We start from the raw sequence: 16,681 nt of genomic DNA, 5'->3' as shown, positions 1-16,681 counted from the left end.
TCGCGCTCAGCGCCGGCGCGACCTACCGGCTCGCGGTGGAGATCACCGGACGCACCGCCGGCACGCTCACGCTGTCCTTCACCGGCGGCACCCCGGCAAGCGCCGCCGCGCTCGACGCCGACGGCACCCATTTCCTCGAACTGACGGCTGCCACCGGCAACGACACGCTCGATCTGGCGGCAAGCAGCGACTTCGACGGCGCCGTGAGCCGCGTGGTGCTCTACCGCGAGACCGTCGCCTGCGCGCCGGCCGGGACCTGGGACTACGTCNGATCCGACGCCCGCATTCTCTGCCACGATTTATTAAGGAGAGCCGCATGGCCGATGGTGGTGTTCCCACGACGGAACTGGGCGAGGTTGCCGGGGCCGAGGCGGTTCTGGCCAATTACGAAGGCACGACCGGGCTGCTGACGACGAGCGCCCTCGGCACCTTGCTGGCGGCGTCCGGGCCGCTCGCGGATGCGTTGGGCCTCAAGGCGGATGTCACCACGACCGATGCGCTCGGCAATCGGGTCACGTCGCTTGAGACCATCGTCACCTCTGGTGCGGTCTGGATGGACCCGGTCGATCTGCTCGCCGACAGCGACATCACGCTCTCCGGCGAGCAGACCATCGACGGCACGCTCACCAGTACATCGCGGGTGGCTGTGATCGGGAAGACGGACAAGTCCCTGAACGGTGTTTATGACACCTCCTCTGGCGCCTGGTCGCGCGTCGCCGAGATGGACGCCGCCGACGAGATCAACCTGTCGACGACCTTCGTCAACGGCGGCGTGACCTACGGCGGCGAGACTTGGAAGTTCGTTGTCGCCGACCCGGATACCTTCATACTGGGCACGGACGACATCGGCGCGAAGAAGGTCGGTGATGCGCAGTCCGTGCTGGACTACGTGAACAGTCAAATCGGCGGCAAGCTCGAGGCGAGCAACAACCTCTCCGACCTCGGTGATCCGGAAGTCGCCAGAGGCAATCTGGATGTGCCGTCCAACGCCGAGTTCGCTGCGCTGGACAGCAAGTTCGACGGTGAGGGGTATGAGCGCTCTGGCGCCGCTTGGGCCATTGTCCATGAAGATGGTAAACGCAGCCTCTGGGTCGACAACGCCGGCCGTATCTACTTCGGCGACGTGGATGTCACCGATGCAATCGACGGGACGCTTCAGACGCAGTTTGACACGCTTGAAGCCCGCCAGGCCCAAAACACCGGGTTTCTCTGCATCGGCGACAGCCTGACGGAAGGATCCGGCGCGTCTTCCACCAGCTTCTCGTGGCCGGCGCAGCTGTCCGATCTCTACTCGGACGCGCGCGCGACAGCGAACCGGGGCGTCGGCGGGCAGTCGTCCGACCAGATCGCGGGGCGCTTCGGTGCCGAGGCCGTGCTGGTCGAGGTGGACGGCGCCGAGATCCCGGCGAGCGGGGCGGTCACGGTCAACAGTATCACGCCCAACATCACCTACTATGCCGGCGGTTCGAAGTCGTGGCCGGGCTGGATCGGGGGCATTCACGGCACCCTGTCCGCATCGTCGTTCACACGGACCACCAGCGGCACTGCCAAGGCTGTCCTGGCAACGGACTACTTTGTCCCGGACGTCAGCGCAGTCTGGCTCCGCATCTGGCTCATGTGGCTGGGCCGGAACGACGGCTGGTCGAGCAACGACGGAACCGCTCTCCTGGCGCGCTACGAGCGCATGGTCGAAGCGATCCCGACGACGCAGAAGCGCTTCCTCCTGCTCGATGTGCTGAACAACGCCGCCGAGACCTCTGGCACCGCCGCGCACACCAACATCGTGGCCTTCAATGCCGCGCTCATGCAGCGGTTCCCGAAGAACGTCATCCCGATCCGCAAGATGCTGATCGAGCAGGGCCTGGCCCGAGCAGGGATCACGCCGACCGCGCAAGACCTGACCGACATCGCCAACGACGTGATCCCGACCAGCCTGCGCGCCGACAGCACGCACCTGAACAATACGGGCTACGGCGTCGTGGCCGAGATCATCAAGGACTACATCGACTTCATGGAGGCCTCCCAATGGCTCTAGCACCCGTCCTCATCAGAGCGCCCGGCACCGGCATCGGTCAGATTCTCGGGCGCGACCCGGCAGTGAACGATGGCACGCTCTTCGCGTTCGACTTCGCGGACACCTACTGCTGGCCGGACCAGGCGAGCGCGCCGGACGGCAGCGAGTTCATCAACCTGATCGACAGCGGCGGCTCTGCCTTCGTGAACACATCCGGCCCTGCAATCGGCTTTTTCGATGACGGTTTCCGCTACAATGTCGGCGCAACGGACCAAGTCATCGACCTTCCAGACGAGACGAAGTTTGCAGCGTCGACGGGCTTCGTGGTCTCGGTCGTCATCACCATCGAGACGCAGACACAGGCTGCGAAGAGCAGGATCTGCGGCTACTTCGACGGCTCGGACAATACCGGGGCATGGGGGCTCTATACAGCGAACGGTCGCTTCTACTTCGTCATCAACGGGCAGGTGATGCCATCGAGCTACACAATCGCAACGTTCGGGACGGGGCCGCATACCTTCACGCTGTCATGGGCCGATGAGGGCGACGGCTACAAGTGCAAGCTCTACGTCGATGGCACCCTTGATCAAGAAGCGGATGCGGACAACGCGACCCTCAACACCCCGACCGACACGACGACCCCGACGCTCGGTGAAAGTTCGGACGACGAAACCGCGCCTTACTGGATCGGCAAGATCTGCCGCTGCATCGGCCACGACCTCGCGTCCACGGAGCTCACCGTCGCGGACATTGCGGCAGCGGAGTGGGCGGTGACCGACGGGCGCTTCGTCGCGTGACCCTCGCCACCGCCCCGCATGGGGCAGGGCGGTGGCCACACAACCGAGCACTCGTCAGAGGATGCCGCCCGACCGGACGGCTGACCAGCGCGCAATGCGTAACCCGCGCTGATCTGCTGCAACGCATGGCGCAGCTCCACGATAGTCTCAAGACATCGCTCGACCGCAGCGCGGGAAAACCTCTGCGCTGCTCAAGTTCTGACCCGCTCCGGCGGGCTTTTTTGCATGGGGGTGGGATGAAGCACCTGACAACCTGGCTGGGCGATAACGTCTGGATGCTCGCCGCGGTGATCGGCGGACAGGGGTTCAAGCGCAACCACACCAACCTCGCGGGCACCGAGGAGGTGGCGAGCGATGGGCGGTCGGGGCGTTCTGAGGAAAAGTGGTTGAACGGGGCTTCAAGGCCCCCTTCAAACGCCCAGCGCGAAAATCGCGTTGCTGTAAACTTCGCTGTAATTCACTGCAAACTTCGCTGTCACGCTACAACAACTGTTGGGTGACACTCATTCTTACAGTGGATACCGGAAGAGGCCCGAGGTTCTCGGAGGAAGCCGGAAGGCCGTAAAATCAAGGCGTTGATGGGGTGGCGCCGAGAGCTTTGCAGAAACAGGCGTGTTTTGCAGTAGGCCGTGAAAGTGGCCGCAGGAGGCGTTTCGGCGCGTCTGCGCTTTGATACAGCGCAGCCGGTACGAAATCGCGCAAGGCCTTGTGAATAAGCGTTCAACGACGCTTTCAATGGGTCATTCTGAGGGCTTTTGAGGCCTCCGGCCTACCTCGGAAGTGGGACGGGCCGCACCCAGTGGACGCCGACCCGTCCCACTTAGTGATTACCTCAAGAGAAACAGACACATGGGTCGGGATGTGCCTGTATCAAAGGCACCGCCAAGTGGGACCCGATTTGTACTCCGACCCCCCTAGATATTTGATCGCCGTTCAGTTGCTGCGCTGGTGCTCGGTGCAATGGCGCCAAGGGACACATTGACTCTACGGCGCGAATCTTTGCGAAATGGCCGGGAATTTCAGGTGGAGCGAGTATGGCAGCGATTTTTTCCCCGGATGAGTTGAGTACACTTCAGGTCTCTCAGATGATTTTCCACGTTGTTGGTGGAGCCGAAGAGCCTACTCTTTTCGACGAAGTCGTCGTCCCAGATGAACACGTTGGAACGTTCCGCCAACTGCTTACATCGGCTGCCAGAGGCAAGAAGTTCAAATGGAATGCAACAGCTGGTCTGCATGGGTTGTTGTCGCGGATTGACCAGGAAGTCGACGATGCCATCAGCTTCCTCGATGCCTCAAAGGTTCTTGCGGCTGAGTTCCATGACATGCACAGGGGAAATGCCGCGCCTGGCATTCTCCTGTTCGCCAATGTGACGGTCAACGGCCGGAGCCACTATCTCCTCAACAAGTATGATGAGATGAATGTGTTGCAGTTCAACGTCCGTGGCGAGGGTGAAGAAAAACGTGTCGCTCACATTAAAGGTGTCGAGCACACTATCGTCGAAGACGACAAGGCGCTCCAGAAGTCGATTTTGTTCTGGGGCCTTTCTGCCGAAGACAGCATCTACATTCACGATAGAAGTAATCGAAACGTTGCTGGCTTCGTGCGCAACTGGCTGCACGTGTCGCCCTACTTCACGGAAGAAGAAGCTACTGAGGCCATTCATAAAGCGTTGAAGAATACCTTCAACCGGCCAGATGTTCAGGCTGATGAGGAGACACATCGTTCCTGGAAGACAAATTTTTTCGATATCGTCGAGGGTAGGGAAGAGGTAGACTTGGGCGACGAGGCGGGCCGGGCCGCGTTTCTAAGCCGGTTGATGCCGCGTGAAACAAAGAACGAAGCGCTGTTGGGCATGGTCTCTGATGCGCTCCGCAAGGAGCACGTCGCTGACGAAACCACCAAGCTTTCGAAAGGCAAGCTGCGCCGCCCGTCACGGCGCACCCTGCGGACAGAGGAAGGGATCACTGTGAATTACTCGCAGCAAGATATGGACTCTGGCCGAGTTGAGGTCTCTAAGGATCCGAACGGCAACCAGCGCATAACCGTCGTGACATCTGGCGAAATTTTCCAACGCGATGTTGACTGATGTCAGACAGACCTTTCAACATCTTTCAAGCTTCAAGGCAACGTGCCGCGAGGATGAAAGTGTGTTGCGCATGGAGCTTGAAGTCGATCAGGCCGCTTTCAACGCGATCGAGCGATTTAATACCGCGATCCGAGAGCTAGGAGCCGAGCTTCGTTGGGCAGCGAGCAGCACTGAAGATTTTGACGAAGCGAACCACCTTGGTGATCCTGGTCTAGTCGGTGCAAGCCGAACTCTGATCGTGAAAAAGCCTGATCTTCCGCCGGGTGTACGTGCCTTTTTCTCGTTGAGCTCCGCATGTGAGTGGAGTGGGCTACACACGGATAGGTTTGAAGCCACTCGCGAGTTCCTGATTGCCGAGCTGGAGGCGAAGTTCAGAACGATCTGCTGTGAGTTCGCTCCTTGGGATCAGGAGCGGCCGCTTGTTTGTGGCCAGCGGAAAGCTCCGCCCGAGGGAACCAGCCCACGCCGCATCGTCAAGCTTTCGAGTACCTTGATCTGTCCGAACAATGCTTTGGCGTGGATACCGAGGGACACGGATCTGGACACTATCCCACCCTGCTTCGGCACCCTGTTCGCATCACAGCTTGGCAGAGCCTTGGCTCCAGAGCTGCAGCAGAACTCCGCCGGGGAGCTGGAGGTGTATATTAGAGGTGCGCGAGCACAAAAATTAAGTGCCGAACTTCCCGACGACGTTGCCTCCACCCTCCAGCTCCTTCGGCCACTTGCGTCAGCATCTGAGTGGGTTTTCACAAGTGAGAAGGATGCAGACCTGCGTCACGGCCTCCTTGCTTCAGAATTGGCAAGGGAGTGGGAGCCTCAGCTACCTTGGTTCACCGGACTTAGAAGCCGGCTGGAGTTCGCATTGAGTAACGCCAAAGCTGCTTACTCAATCCATCTTCATGAGCTCGGATCTGACGCACTCGAACAGATGGGAACTCTGCGGAAGGCGCTTTCCGACGATGCAAGTAAGATGAGTAACTTAATATCTGCGATGCAGAGTGCGATCTGGCGCGATACCGCGATTGGCGCCGGCTTCATCGTTCTACGCATGTCGACCAAAATACCCGAGTATGCTGCCTTAGCCGTGATCGCCTACCTGGTTGTGAGCTTTTCCGTGAACCTCCTGAATATTTCCGGCGTTTTCGGCGCAGTCGCCAAGGAGAGCGGGCCGGTTCGAAAACGTCTCTACCATTTTGTGCACGACGATGATTTCCGCAACCTTTACACGAGGCCTCTCAAGCAGGTTCAGTGCAAGGTGTGGGGGGTGCTGGGCCTCAGCGCAGTATTTTCTATCAGCTTGGCCTGCATCGTGCTTGCGGCGGCTGGTCTGTTCCCTGTCAATTTCGAGAGTTCCACTTCCACTGCTGTCGAAACGCAACCTGCACCGGCCGACGGTTCATCTCAAGACGAATAGATCTGGCGCTCACGATGACACATGACGTGTTGTGCACCGGGGAAAGGGCGACGCGCCGTGGCGTGACCATCTGAAAGACGAAGAAATACAACGGCTTGAGACGATAGAGCGCCGCGTTGAAATGAAAAACAAGGCGCTGGAAGAGCTGCTTGCGGAGCGTCACAAGATCATGCGCCGCGCGATCGCCAGGCGCAGGCGGGCAGGGTGATGGTCAGTGAAGAGAAACTGGGCCGCAGAGGTGCCATCTATGTTGGTATCCAGCTTCGCCTTCTCGTCCGAAGCACCACCCTTTGTCGTCAAGCTTTGCCGAAACGGTGTTTCGGTCGTCGCAGGCCTGATTTTGACTAGCCGTTGGTTGACTACGGCAAGCCGTGTCGAGGCTACGAAACTGATCCAGTAGCAGCTGAACTTCCGGATCATCGCCGAATGGTCGGGCTTCGCGGAGAGATTTTTGGCAGGCGGTCTGGACGTTGAGGTGCTCTCTCGCAGAGGGGCCCGCGATTGAGATTACGATGAAGCTCCGGCCAAAATTCGGTGAATCAGTGAGACCGCCAAAGAAGGGCGTGGGTTGAGCATAGCCTCCATAGCTGTTTCGGCCGCGAACATTCCCGCACACCCAAGTGATCACGCCATCGTCGCTTACATCGTCCGCTGCAACAACCTCCGAGATGATTGTGCTTGCAGGGTCTAGCATTCTTTGGGCGACCGCAGTCTGAATAATAGCGATTTCATGGTCATTCGGGGTGAACGTCTCTCCAGCAGAAGCGCTCTGACCAAGTACGATAGCTGCCAAAAGTAGTCCGGTGAAATGCCGCATTTCCGACCTCCATGAAGGGTCTTGGGGTGTCGCGTTACTTCCAAGTATGGCCGGACCAGATCACCTCGCCCAGCACATTTTGTGAGATGGTGTTCATCGCATCGCCGGTGTGGAACTCCGGTGGAAAGCTCTTCTGATCGTGGCTGTCGCTGCGCACGATGACCGCTGAACCAGGAATGACCTCAAGCCGCTTCACGCGGGTGCCGTCGGTCGGGTCGTTGTAGACGTAGACCTTGCCCGACTGGATCTCGGTCTTGCGTCGATCAATCATCACCAGGTCGCCGTCTGAGATCGCTGGGGCCATGCTGTCGCCGCGCGCGGTGATCAGGATGCAGTGTTCCGGCTGAATGCCCCCTTTTATGAGCCAATCCCTTGAAAAAGCGAGGTGATCGACTGGCTCAGCGTCTAGGTTGATCGTTCCTCCCCCAGCAGCCGCGCTCGCGGCGTATCTTGCGACGGTAGCGAAGCGCTCGCGGTCAGCAGTCACGTCCTCAGGTACGCTGCGCGGGGGGCCGAAGTAGAGCTCGAGGCCTAGCGCATCGCAGATCTCTTTGACCTTCGAAAGAGTCGGTCCTGCATTTTTTCGGTCCTTGTTCGCAGCGCTTCTCAAAACGTTGCGGATTGTGTCCGCAGGCAGGTCAAAGCGTTGCTCGGCGCTCGACGGTCTTAGGTCGAGTTCCTCCAAGCGTTGCTCGATGCAGCGGATGAATTCCATTGGCGTATCCATGTCATCGGTAGTGATACCGATAAAGAAAATGGTTGACGATTGGTAACGATACCTTTTTATATACAGGTAACGTTACCGAGGTCGAGCTATGAGCGCAACAACTATAACGAGACTGGCGGCGGCATACATCGCCCATACCGGTCTGAAAGAGTCGACGGTTTCTTCCTATGCGATGAATGACGGGAAGCGTCTCCGTGCCATCCGAACCAACAAGGGAGACATCACGAGCAGGCGTAGTGAGCGCGTCTTGGAGTGGTTCTCGGAGAACTGGCCGGAAGATCTTGAATGGCCGGAAGACATTTCGAGACCTTGCCAGGTCTCGAAAAATCGGGGGGCAGCATGATGCAGAGCGTTCAACTGCGCCCTGAATTGATCGAGCTGCTGAGCAGCACCCGGCAGGCCTTCATCAACCTTCGGTCCGCCATCGCTCAAGCTGACGCTGCTGGACTTGTGATCTCTGAGGGATCGGCCCGGGCGAACCTGCTGACGCTGGTTCGGAGCCTGACTGCTCACGAAGGCGTCACGCATTGGGCAATCTCCATGCGGCTGTTCGGCAAGGGTGACTTCTTCAGCAGGCTGGAGAAGGGCGCCAACCCCCGCACGGACACCTACGAAAAGGCGCTGACCAAGTTTTCAGAAGCGTGGCCAGACGATCTTGAATGGCCGATCGCAACGCCGCGCCCGGCGACCCGCAACCCCCAGAGCGAGGATGCATCATGATCCATGCCACGCCCCATGCCGTCCGTCGCCCCGGTCCGCTGATCTGCCCCGCCGACGTAAAGCACTATGCCGCGCAGGTGAGCCGGGGGCTCCCGGCCGAACAGCGCGCGGCGGTCGCGGTCGAGCTGATCCGCTCGATCTCCGAGCCCGAGAGCTTTCTGGTGGTCCGCGATGCCGCGCGCATCGTGCAGGGCCACGGCAACGCGCTCCTTTCCGACGCCATGCGCGTCGTGGAAGGCCAAACCGAACACACGACGGTCGCTTCACTCACGGACCAGTCCGCGACCGTCTCCCCGGTGGCCCGAGGCACCGCCGGGACGCCCAGGTCGCGCCGTCTCTCCCCCTTGAGCGTGGCCTGGGCGAGGTTTCGTGCCGCCGAGCGGCGGTTTTCCGACAGCATCTGGGGCGATGCGCTCGCCGGGGTCTTTGCCCTGGGCGCGCTGTTCGGCCTCTCGATCATCCTGTGGGGGCTGCAATGAGCCAGTTCCGTATCATCCGAAGCCGTGGTGGCTACGCCATCCTGAATGAAGCCGGCACCCAGGTCGGAGGGCTGAGCAGCAGCTATGCCGTCGCGGAGCGCGTCGTGCAGCGGCTCGAGCAGGCCGGCCGGAACAAGCGGCGGCCCTGCATGTGCTGCGGCACGACGTTCACCAGCGAGGGGCCGCACAACCGCCTTTGCGGGCATTGCCGGACCCGCAGCAGCGCGCTTCCGCCCGAGGCCCCGGTCCCGTCGCGCAATGGTACGCGGCATCGCTGATGGGGCGAGCATGGCAGACATTATTCAATCCATTACGGAACTGCCGGTCGATCAGATCGTGATCCGCGACCGCCTGCGTCCGGTGTCCGAGGCCGGTGTCTCGGCGCTGGTCGCCTCGATCACCGAGATGGGGGTCATGAAGGACCCGGTGCACGTCCGGAAAGTGAAGCACCGTGGCGGCGAGTTCCAGTTGATGGCAGGCGCGCACCGGCTCACGGCGGCGCGGCAGCTTGGCTGGGAGACCATCAAGGTCACCTGCTGGAACTGCACAGACGACTTCGCCCGCCTGATGGAAATCGACGACAACCTCGCGGGCGCGGAGATGAACGCGCTCGACACGGCGATCTTTCTGGCCGAGCGCAAACGGCTCTATGAAAAGCTTCACCCTGAGACGCGTGCTGAGACCTTCAAGGGCAACCAGCACACGGGAAAGCTGGCGAGCGACATCATGTCGTTCACCACATCCACCGCCGAGAAGTTCGGAATGTCCCGGCGTCAGGTCGAGCGGATTATCGCATCCGGTTCGAAGCTCGGCCCCGACGAGGTGCGCCGCCTGCGGACCGCGCCGCGCCCGGTGACGCTCAAGGACCTGCAGGACATCAGCAAGATCAGTGAGACCGGCGAGCGGTATCACGTCGTCGATTGCCTCGTGGAGGGGAAGGCCCGGAACGCCTCGGCCGCGCGCAAGCTCTGGAAGGCCGAGCGGGGGCAGGCCCCCGCGCCGATGTCGCCGACCGATCAAGCCTATACGCGTCTGCTCGACGCCTGGGACCGGGCGCCGAAGGCGGCGCGCAAGCGGTTCCTTGAAGGGCGGGGCGATGCCGTGCGCGAGGTGCTGGACGATCTGGACGCGGCTTCGGGCGCTGAGAACACCGTCACCTTCCTGCCGCGGAGGGACGAGCGCCATGGCTGAGACCCCGCGCCAGGAATGGTGGAGCGCGGCCGAGATCGCCGCAGCGGGCCTGCCGGATGTGCCGGGCAGCAAGCGCAAGGTCAACGACATGGCCGCGCGCGAGGGCTGGAAGGCGCAGCCGGGCAAGTCCCGCCGTCGGAACCGCACCGGCGGTGGCTGGGAATACCACTGGTCCCTGCTGCCGGTGCGTGCGCGGCTTGCGCTGTCCGAGCCGGTCGAGGATGAGCCCGCGCCGAAGATCGGCCGGGACGAGGCCTGGGCGCAGTTCGAGGCCGCGACCGGGGCCGCGCAGAAGAAGGCGCGCGACCGCCTCGCGGTGCTGAACCAGGTCGAGGAGATCGAGGTCGCGGGCATGACCCGGTCGCTCGCGGTCACCACCGTGTCCGAGCGCTCGGGCGCCTCGGCCAAGTCCATCTGGAACTGGCTCGACCGGGTCGAAGGCATCGCCCATGCGGATCGCCTCGCCTATCTCGTCGATCGGCGCGGGACGCGGAAGAAGGCCGCGCCGGCGGCACCCAGCGCGGACTTCTGCACGCTGGTGAAGAGCGACTTCCTGCGCCAGTCGCAGCCCTCGTTCACCTCCTGCTATGACCGCGCCGCGCGGATCGCGAAGAAAGAAGGCCTCGCGGTGCCGCCGATCCACCAGGTGCGGCGCTGGTACAAGGCAAGCGTCTCGGAGCCCACCGAGATCTATTGGCGCAAGGGCGTCGAGGCGCTCCGCCGCTTCTATCCGCACCAGACGCGCGACAAGTCGGCGATGGTGCCGCTGGAGTGCGTCCAGGGCGACTATCACAAGTTCGACGTCTTCGTCCGCTGGCCCGGGGAGAAGGACCCGGTGCGGGTGCAGGCGGTGGTCTTCTCGGACGTCTATTCCGGCAAGATCCTCGCGTGGCGTCTCGACACCACGGCGAACAGCCACACGGTGCAGCTCGCCATCGGTGATCTGATCGAGCGCTACGGGGTGCCGCAGCAGGCGCTTCTCGACAACGGCCGCGAGTTCGCCGCCAAGGCGATCACCGGCGGGACGCCGACGCGCTTCCGGTTCAAGATCGACGACGAGGACATTCCGGGGCTGCTGCCGCTGCTCGGCATCAACGTGATCTGGGCGACGCCGTATTCCGGCCAGTCGAAGCCGATCGAGCGCGCCTTCCGCGATCTCTGTGACCGCGTGGCCAAGCATCCGGCCTTTGAGGGCGCCTATACCGGCAACCGCCCGGATGCGAAGCCCGAGAACTACGGCAGCCGGGCGATCCCGCTCGAGGAGTTCCGGGCGGTGGTCGCCGAGGAGATCGAGGCCCACAACGCCCGGCCGGCGCGGCGCAGCGAAGTGGCCTTTGGACGGTCGTTCAACGACGTGTTCAACGAGGGCTACCAGCGTGCCGCCATCAGCCGGGCAACGGACGAGCAGCGCCGCCTCTGGCTCCTGCGTGTCGAAGGGCTGCGCGGAGACAGCAAGAACGGTGAGCTGAAGCTGCACGGATCCCGCTACTGGGCGGAGTGGATGTATCGCATCGCCGGCAAGAAGATCGCGGCCCGGTTCGACCAGGACGATCTGCACGCCGGTCTGCACGTCTATGACCTGTCCGGATCCTACCTCGGTCATGCGCCCTGCATGGAGGCGGCGCCGTTCCTCAGCGTCGAGGACGCACGCACCCACGCCCGCAAGCGCAACCAGTTCATCCGGGCGACGAAGGACCTCGCAAAGGCCGAGCGCGAGCTCGACCACCACCAGATCGCCGCGCGGCTGCGTGCCGCCGGCAAGGAGGTCGAGGACGAGCTGCCCGAGGCCGAGGTCGTGCGCCTCGTGCCCGCCCATCCGAAAGCGCCGAAGCCCGCGCGCCGGGGCCGGCAGAGCACCGACCAGATCGAGAACGCCGCGCGGCTCGACGCGCAGATCACGCGGATCTCCGAGCGCCGTGCGGCGCCGGTCGAGGATGATCCGCGCGGCCGGTTCGACCGCGCCATGACGCTGGAGGCGATGCAGGCCGAGGGCCAGCCGATGACCGTCGAGCAGGCCACCTGGCTCGCCGAGTACCAGCAATCCGCAGAATACCGGGGGTTCGCGCGCATGCGCCGGGCCTTCGGCGAAGACGAATAACGAGAAAAGGAGCAGAGCATGACACCGTCCATCGCGCCCCTGCGCAATGTCGCCGCTCTCGTCGGTCTCGTCGATCGCGTGCAGAACCGCGCGTTCGGCCTGCCGGGGATGGCGACCTTCTACGGCCCCTCGGGCTGGGGCAAGACCACCGCCGTCACCTTCGCAGGCAACGAGTTCCAGGCGCATGTCGTCCAGGTCAAGGATTGCTGGACGCCGACCTATCTCGCGCAGGCGATCATGCGTGAGATCGGCGCACCGGTCGTGCGGGGCGTGCCGGCGATGGTCGACGCCATCGGCGCGCAGCTCGCGCGGACCGACCGGCCGCTGATCATCGACGATGCACAGTACCTGCTGCGCAAGCGGATGATCGAGCTGGCCCGCGACATCTACGAGAGCAGCCAGGCGCCTGTGATCCTCGTGGGGGAGGAGAAGCTGCCGCAGGACCTGACCCGCTGGGAGAACATCCACAACCGCCAGCTCGCCTGGGAGCCGGCGCTGCCCTGCGACGTCTCGGACGCCGAGCAGCTCGTCGGGATCTATTGCCGGGGCGTCGAGGTCGAGCCCGACCTGCTGGCGGCGATCGTCGAGGCCTCGAACGGTTCGATCCGCCGGGTCTCGACGAACCTCGCCCGCGTCCAGGAGCTGGCGCGCACCGCCGGGCGCCGTTCAGCCGACCTCGCGTTCTGGGGCGACCGCGCCTTCCAGACCGGGCAGCCGCCCGAGCTGCGCCGGGTCGACGACTTCCGTCCGAGTGTCGTGAGCCTGCGCGGAAAGGCGAAACGCGCATGACACAGTCGTTCCGATCCAAGATGGAAAAGACCGCCTGGGGCATCGTGAAGGATCTCGACGAGATCCACTGGTCCGATCTTGCCGCCAAGGGCATCGCCGAGACCACCGCGAAGACCTTCCTGCTGCGCTGGGAGCGGGAAGGGCGGATCCGGGTCTCGCACCGCGACAAGCAGAACCGGAAGATCTTCGTGCATGCCGCGCGTGTCACCCCCGTCGATCACAGCTCGCCGGTCGAGGGCCAGACGCCCACGCCCGAGGGCAACATGTGGCGCGCGATGCGCCGGCTCGGGAGCTTCACGCCGACGGATCTCGCGGCGCATTCCAACGCCGGCGGCGTGGAGGTGAGCATCGAGAAGGCGCGGGCGTACTGCCGCCAGCTGCTGGGCGCCCAGTATCTGAAGGTGCGCGTGACCGCGATCCCGGGCAAGCGCGAGGCGCGTTACAGCCTGATCCGCGACACCGGGCCGCTGCCGCCGCGCACCACGCGCATGACCGGGGTGCTCGATCCCAACGAGCAGAGCTTCGTGCCGGCCTTCGGGGAGGTGGGACGATGAGCGCCGTCGACACCGCCCGCGACGCCTGGGGCGAGGGGATCCCCGACTGGATCGAGGCGCTGGCGCAGGAATGCGACCGCACCTCGCAGAACCGCACCGCAAAGCGGCTCGGCCGCAGCGCGTCCTTTGTCAGCAACATCCTGCGGAAGCGCTACGAGGCAAGCCTGACGGCAGCGGAGGAGGTCGTGCGCGGCACGATCATGTCCGAGACCGTGGCCTGCCCGGTGCTGGGCGAGATCGGCAAGCATGTCTGCCTCAAGTGGCGGCGGAAGGCCGGCCACTTCGAGAACGTCAACGCCCATAGCGTCACGATGTACCGGGCCTGCAACCGCTGCCCAAGGTGCAAGGGAGAGCAAATCGATGAGTGAAGAGATGACGCAGATGCCCTTTGAAACCCATGGCGTTCTCAGTGCCACGACCGGAATACTGATGGGCGATATCCTCGCACTTTATCACGTGGTTTCCTACCTGCTCGATCGGCCAGCATACACCCATGAGCTGGTGCATTACGGAAAAGGCGTGCGGGCAGCGCTGCTGACCTGCCATCCGGAGTTGCCCAGCGAAGCGACCAGCGAAAACTGGAAGCAGGTTCGCGACCGCGAGATCCAGAAGTGGGGTGACACGATGGAGCTTGATCCCGCTCTGAAGGGTGTTCTGGCCGACGACAAAGATCCGGTTAGCACGCTTCGCGAGATGGGTTTCGGCGGCGCTGTGATCACCGTCGATCTAAAGCTCAGCTGATCCGACGCTCAATTATCCAGACAAACGAGGAGCGACCGATGTCTAACGGACCCACCCGCTTTACCGAACACGAGATGCTCGCCCTCTGCGGCTCGGCGATCGCGAAGATCGACACGCGCGAGCGGCGGGGCACCGAGAAGGTGACCTTCGAGGAGATCGAGGCGCTCGCCGCCTATGTCGAATGCACCGGCGGCGGCATCGCCTGCCAGCAGGCCTATCACGCCCGGCTCGGGGCAGCGCAGGACGCGGCCCGCGCGGCGGGAGGTGCGCTGTGAGCGTGCCCGAGATCGACGCGCCCGACGACGGCACCGCGAAATGGGCCGAGGAGAAGGCGGCGGGAATGATCGGGGTCGCGATGTGTCGCATCGATAAGGAGCGGGGCCCCAAGGACGCGGCCGCGTTCCTCGCGACCATCTCCAGCTTCGCCATGTCCATGATCCACGAAAACCCGCGCCTGAGCCTGGCGCGCTACGAGGAGCTTCTGAAATGAATAGCCAAGTGCAGATACCCGAAGGTTTTTGGCAGAACGCCCGCGGAGAGCTCATCCCGCAGGCCAAGGTGAAGGAGGAGGACAAGCTCGAGGATGAGCTTGTGCGCCAACTTCATGCCGTGGCGCGGGGGGCCCATGAGCAACTCGTGGCACTCAAGTCTCTCGCGATGGGAGAGACGCAGGCGTTCAAGGCCTTGGTCGCGGAGAAATACGGGGCGATGAAAGGCGGTGCCAAAGGCAACATGACCCTGCGTAGCTTCGATGGTTCGATCGAGGTGCAGGTCGCGGTGAGCGAGCAGCTCAGCTTCGGCCCTCAGCTGAAGGCGGCGAAGGAACTGATCGACAACTGCATCGAGCGGTGGGCCGAGGGCGGCGACGACAATATCCGCGTGCTGGTGATGGATGCCTTTCAGGTCAACAAGGCGGGCCGGATCGACACGCACCGCGTCCTTGGTCTGCGGCGGCTGGCGATCGACGACGAGGAATGGCTGCGGGCGATGGATGCGATCTCGGAGGCCATCCGCGTGTCGGGTAGCAAGACCTACGTCCGTTTCTACGAAACCGATCCCGATACGGGCGCGCGGCTTCCGATCGCGCTCGATCTCGCAAGCGTTTGAGCTGGGGATATCGAAATGAGCCGCTCGCTTCAGAAAATGATCCACGTCGGGTGCCGGGAGCTGGGGCTTGATCGCGAGGCGCGCCATGCGCTCCAGCTTTCAGTGACCGGCAAGGACAGCTTGGCGGACATGTCGGAGGCGGAGCTGACGCTGATAGTGAACCGACTGAAACAGGACGGCTTCCGGCCGAAGAGCGGCAAGCGCCCGAAGGCGCCGCGCAAGGATCTGCGTCTGATCCATGTGCTCTGGGCCGAGCTCGGCAAGGCGGGCGAGCTCGACAAGCCCGGTCGCGACGGGCTCAACGCCTTCATCCGGCGCCGCTTCGAAGGCAGCTGGGGCTCGGTTCCCGCCGATGTCGACATGCTGCGTGACTGGAAACAGATCGACGACGTGATCCAGGCGCTGAAGTCCTGGGCGGATCGCGCCGGGATCCTGCTCGACTGGGAGGGCCGCACGTGAAGAAGCCCCTGCATCACGTCTCCGACCATGCGGTCCTGCGCTATCTTGAACGGGTGCAGGGCATCGATATCGACGCCCTGCGCATGGCCATCGGTCACCGGGTGGACAGCGCCCTCGCCGGCAACGAGGGGGCGAGCGCCGTGGTGATCGAGGGGCACCGCTACCGCATCACGCCCGAGGGCGTGGTGGCCACTGTCATGCGCGTGAGCCGTCCGGAGCGCGGGCACATGAAGCCACGCCGCCGTGAGGTCGACGATGGCTGATGCGCCCCGCGCTCCCTCCCATGTCGCGCCTTACGTCGAGGCGCTCGGCCACGATCTCGCCGTCGAGTTTCTGCTGAAGTTCGGCGGCTCGCGGCTTTACTGGGCGCAGGATCCGAAGGGGCGCAGCGAAGCGGAGGCGCTCGTCGGGGCCGAGAAACTGCGCGCGCTGGCCTCGATGCGCGCCCGGGAGGTGACCCGGGTTCCGACCGCGCGGCCCTGGCTTGCCCACTCCCTGCGCAGGAAGGGCTTGCCTGTGAACCAGATCGCCCGCATGCTGCACGTGACCGACGTCGCCGTCTCGAAGTACCTGCGCCAGCCGCCCGACAATTCCTCGGGCCCGCCGCCCCGCGACGACGACGATCGGCAGCTCTCCCTCTTCTGATCTCGCGACCTTGCCAACTTGTTGCGCATGATCGTGCGCGCG

22 protein-coding genes are annotated in these 16,681 nt (G+C 63.4%); 20 read left to right on the top strand and 2 right to left on the bottom strand.

Annotation, left to right across the window (positions count from 1 at the left end; all coding sequences use genetic code 11):
* The first annotated feature begins 316 nt into the window (after nt 1-316).
* From D6860_RS17270 to D6860_RS17250, 5 genes are all read left to right on the top strand, one after another.
* Nucleotides 317-2,035 (top strand): SGNH/GDSL hydrolase family protein, encoded by a 1,719-nt coding sequence (locus tag D6860_RS17270; protein WP_076621997.1) that lies wholly within the window; start codon nt 317-319, stop codon nt 2,033-2,035.
* Nucleotides 2,026-2,811 carry a hypothetical protein gene (locus D6860_RS17265; protein WP_076621996.1) on the top strand — a complete coding sequence of 262 codons (786 nt, stop codon included), beginning with the start codon at nt 2,026-2,028 and terminating at the stop codon, nt 2,809-2,811. The genes D6860_RS17270 and D6860_RS17265 overlap by 10 nt, the downstream gene beginning before the upstream one ends.
* Nucleotides 2,812-3,047: 236 nt before the next feature.
* Nucleotides 3,048-3,311 carry a hypothetical protein gene (locus tag D6860_RS17260; RefSeq protein ID WP_128549282.1) on the top strand — a complete coding sequence of 88 codons (264 nt, stop codon included), beginning with the start codon at nt 3,048-3,050 and terminating at the stop codon, nt 3,309-3,311.
* Between the two features lie 534 nt (nt 3,312-3,845).
* Nucleotides 3,846-4,898: a nucleoid-associated protein gene (locus D6860_RS17255; RefSeq protein WP_076621995.1), complete on the top strand. Its 1,053-nt coding sequence runs from the start codon at nt 3,846-3,848 to the stop codon at nt 4,896-4,898.
* Between the two features lie 70 nt (nt 4,899-4,968).
* Nucleotides 4,969-6,312: a hypothetical protein gene (locus D6860_RS17250; RefSeq protein ID WP_128549281.1), complete on the top strand. Its 1,344-nt coding sequence runs from the start codon at nt 4,969-4,971 to the stop codon at nt 6,310-6,312.
* Between the two features lie 211 nt (nt 6,313-6,523).
* On the opposite strand, the gene D6860_RS17245 is transcribed toward D6860_RS17250, so the two are convergent.
* The gene (locus D6860_RS17245; RefSeq protein WP_128549280.1) at nt 6,524-7,129 is read right to left on the bottom strand and encodes a hypothetical protein; all 606 of its coding nucleotides are present in this window, start codon (nt 7,127-7,129) and stop codon (nt 6,524-6,526) included.
* A gap of 34 nt (nt 7,130-7,163) precedes the next feature.
* Nucleotides 7,164-7,844 (bottom strand): S24 family peptidase, encoded by a 681-nt coding sequence (locus tag D6860_RS17240; protein WP_076621992.1) that lies wholly within the window; start codon nt 7,842-7,844, stop codon nt 7,164-7,166.
* A gap of 297 nt (nt 7,845-8,141) precedes the next feature.
* On the opposite strand from D6860_RS17240, the gene D6860_RS17230 reads away from it, so the two are divergent.
* The 15 genes from D6860_RS17230 to D6860_RS17160 are packed head-to-tail and all read left to right on the top strand — an operon-like array spanning nt 8,142 to nt 16,639.
* Nucleotides 8,142-8,576: a hypothetical protein gene (locus D6860_RS17230; RefSeq protein ID WP_157895859.1), complete on the top strand. Its 435-nt coding sequence runs from the start codon at nt 8,142-8,144 to the stop codon at nt 8,574-8,576.
* The gene (locus tag D6860_RS17225) at nt 8,573-9,055 is read left to right on the top strand and encodes a hypothetical protein (protein ID WP_076621990.1); all 483 of its coding nucleotides are present in this window, start codon (nt 8,573-8,575) and stop codon (nt 9,053-9,055) included. Before D6860_RS17230 ends, D6860_RS17225 begins: the two co-directional genes overlap by 4 nt.
* Nucleotides 9,052-9,333 carry a hypothetical protein gene (locus D6860_RS17220; RefSeq protein ID WP_076621989.1) on the top strand — a complete coding sequence of 94 codons (282 nt, stop codon included), beginning with the start codon at nt 9,052-9,054 and terminating at the stop codon, nt 9,331-9,333. Before D6860_RS17225 ends, D6860_RS17220 begins: the two co-directional genes overlap by 4 nt.
* Nucleotides 9,314-10,246, top strand: coding sequence for a ParB/RepB/Spo0J family partition protein (locus D6860_RS17215; RefSeq protein WP_229743239.1), 933 nt, complete (start codon nt 9,314-9,316; stop codon nt 10,244-10,246). Before D6860_RS17220 ends, D6860_RS17215 begins: the two co-directional genes overlap by 20 nt.
* Nucleotides 10,239-12,344: a transposase domain-containing protein gene (locus D6860_RS17210; protein WP_076621987.1), complete on the top strand. Its 2,106-nt coding sequence runs from the start codon at nt 10,239-10,241 to the stop codon at nt 12,342-12,344. Before D6860_RS17215 ends, D6860_RS17210 begins: the two co-directional genes overlap by 8 nt.
* Nucleotides 12,345-12,362: 18 nt before the next feature.
* Nucleotides 12,363-13,133, top strand: a complete 771-nt coding sequence (locus tag D6860_RS17205; protein ID WP_076621986.1) for an AAA family ATPase — start codon at nt 12,363-12,365, stop codon at nt 13,131-13,133.
* Nucleotides 13,130-13,687 carry a hypothetical protein gene (locus D6860_RS17200; protein ID WP_076621985.1) on the top strand — a complete coding sequence of 186 codons (558 nt, stop codon included), beginning with the start codon at nt 13,130-13,132 and terminating at the stop codon, nt 13,685-13,687. Before D6860_RS17205 ends, D6860_RS17200 begins: the two co-directional genes overlap by 4 nt.
* Nucleotides 13,684-14,055: a hypothetical protein gene (locus tag D6860_RS17195; protein WP_076621984.1), complete on the top strand. Its 372-nt coding sequence runs from the start codon at nt 13,684-13,686 to the stop codon at nt 14,053-14,055. Before D6860_RS17200 ends, D6860_RS17195 begins: the two co-directional genes overlap by 4 nt.
* The gene (locus D6860_RS17190) at nt 14,048-14,428 is read left to right on the top strand and encodes a DUF7736 domain-containing protein (protein WP_076621983.1); all 381 of its coding nucleotides are present in this window, start codon (nt 14,048-14,050) and stop codon (nt 14,426-14,428) included. Before D6860_RS17195 ends, D6860_RS17190 begins: the two co-directional genes overlap by 8 nt.
* 38 nt (nt 14,429-14,466) lie before the next feature.
* Nucleotides 14,467-14,703, top strand: a complete 237-nt coding sequence (locus D6860_RS17185) for a hypothetical protein (RefSeq protein ID WP_128549279.1) — start codon at nt 14,467-14,469, stop codon at nt 14,701-14,703.
* Nucleotides 14,700-14,918, top strand: coding sequence for a hypothetical protein (locus D6860_RS17180; RefSeq protein WP_076621981.1), 219 nt, complete (start codon nt 14,700-14,702; stop codon nt 14,916-14,918). The genes D6860_RS17185 and D6860_RS17180 overlap by 4 nt, the downstream gene beginning before the upstream one ends.
* The gene (locus D6860_RS17175; protein WP_179949479.1) at nt 14,915-15,535 is read left to right on the top strand and encodes a DUF3164 family protein; all 621 of its coding nucleotides are present in this window, start codon (nt 14,915-14,917) and stop codon (nt 15,533-15,535) included. Before D6860_RS17180 ends, D6860_RS17175 begins: the two co-directional genes overlap by 4 nt.
* Before the next feature lie 15 nt (nt 15,536-15,550).
* The gene (locus D6860_RS17170) at nt 15,551-15,994 is read left to right on the top strand and encodes a gp16 family protein (protein ID WP_076621979.1); all 444 of its coding nucleotides are present in this window, start codon (nt 15,551-15,553) and stop codon (nt 15,992-15,994) included.
* Complete coding sequence (locus D6860_RS17165) at nt 15,991-16,257, top strand: hypothetical protein (protein ID WP_076621978.1); 267 nt, start codon at nt 15,991-15,993, stop codon at nt 16,255-16,257. Before D6860_RS17170 ends, D6860_RS17165 begins: the two co-directional genes overlap by 4 nt.
* Entirely contained in the window at nt 16,250-16,639 is a 390-nt protein-coding gene (locus D6860_RS17160) for a hypothetical protein (RefSeq protein WP_076621977.1), read from the top strand. The genes D6860_RS17165 and D6860_RS17160 overlap by 8 nt, the downstream gene beginning before the upstream one ends.
* The last annotated feature ends 42 nt before the right edge of the window (nt 16,640-16,681 follow it).

The sequence above is a fragment of the Salipiger sp. D13 genome, from assembly GCF_003703915.1.
Taxonomy (GTDB): domain Bacteria; phylum Pseudomonadota; class Alphaproteobacteria; order Rhodobacterales; family Rhodobacteraceae; genus Salipiger; species Salipiger profundus.
This window is presented reverse-complemented; position numbering and strand designations above follow the sequence as displayed.

Bases quoted from the DNA above. Each gene is read 5' to 3' on its own strand.
- D6860_RS17205 (WP_076621986.1), top strand. From the start codon at position 12,363: ATGACACCGTCCATCGCGCCCCTGCGCAATGTCGCCGCTCTCGTCGGT.
- D6860_RS17260 (WP_128549282.1), top strand. From the start codon at position 3,048: ATGAAGCACCTGACAACCTGGCTGGGCGATAACGTCTGGATGCTCGCC.
- D6860_RS17160 (WP_076621977.1), top strand. From the start codon at position 16,250: ATGGCTGATGCGCCCCGCGCTCCCTCCCATGTCGCGCCTTACGTCGAG.
- D6860_RS17270 (WP_076621997.1), top strand. From the start codon at position 317: ATGGCCGATGGTGGTGTTCCCACGACGGAACTGGGCGAGGTTGCCGGG.
- D6860_RS17190 (WP_076621983.1), top strand. From the start codon at position 14,048: ATGAGTGAAGAGATGACGCAGATGCCCTTTGAAACCCATGGCGTTCTC.
- D6860_RS17225 (WP_076621990.1), top strand. From the start codon at position 8,573: ATGATCCATGCCACGCCCCATGCCGTCCGTCGCCCCGGTCCGCTGATC.
- D6860_RS17215 (WP_229743239.1), top strand. From the start codon at position 9,314: ATGGTACGCGGCATCGCTGATGGGGCGAGCATGGCAGACATTATTCAA.
- D6860_RS17195 (WP_076621984.1), top strand. From the start codon at position 13,684: ATGAGCGCCGTCGACACCGCCCGCGACGCCTGGGGCGAGGGGATCCCC.
- D6860_RS17255 (WP_076621995.1), top strand. From the start codon at position 3,846: ATGGCAGCGATTTTTTCCCCGGATGAGTTGAGTACACTTCAGGTCTCT.
- D6860_RS17220 (WP_076621989.1), top strand. From the start codon at position 9,052: ATGAGCCAGTTCCGTATCATCCGAAGCCGTGGTGGCTACGCCATCCTG.
- D6860_RS17250 (WP_128549281.1), top strand. From the start codon at position 4,969: ATGGAGCTTGAAGTCGATCAGGCCGCTTTCAACGCGATCGAGCGATTT.
- D6860_RS17170 (WP_076621979.1), top strand. From the start codon at position 15,551: ATGAGCCGCTCGCTTCAGAAAATGATCCACGTCGGGTGCCGGGAGCTG.
- D6860_RS17175 (WP_179949479.1), top strand. From the start codon at position 14,915: ATGAATAGCCAAGTGCAGATACCCGAAGGTTTTTGGCAGAACGCCCGC.
- D6860_RS17230 (WP_157895859.1), top strand. From the start codon at position 8,142: ATGGCCGGAAGACATTTCGAGACCTTGCCAGGTCTCGAAAAATCGGGG.
- D6860_RS17240 (WP_076621992.1), bottom strand. From the start codon at position 7,844: ATGGAATTCATCCGCTGCATCGAGCAACGCTTGGAGGAACTCGACCTA.
- D6860_RS17200 (WP_076621985.1), top strand. From the start codon at position 13,130: ATGACACAGTCGTTCCGATCCAAGATGGAAAAGACCGCCTGGGGCATC.
- D6860_RS17245 (WP_128549280.1), bottom strand. From the start codon at position 7,129: ATGCGGCATTTCACCGGACTACTTTTGGCAGCTATCGTACTTGGTCAG.
- D6860_RS17265 (WP_076621996.1), top strand. From the start codon at position 2,026: ATGGCTCTAGCACCCGTCCTCATCAGAGCGCCCGGCACCGGCATCGGT.
- D6860_RS17210 (WP_076621987.1), top strand. From the start codon at position 10,239: ATGGCTGAGACCCCGCGCCAGGAATGGTGGAGCGCGGCCGAGATCGCC.
- D6860_RS17185 (WP_128549279.1), top strand. From the start codon at position 14,467: ATGTCTAACGGACCCACCCGCTTTACCGAACACGAGATGCTCGCCCTC.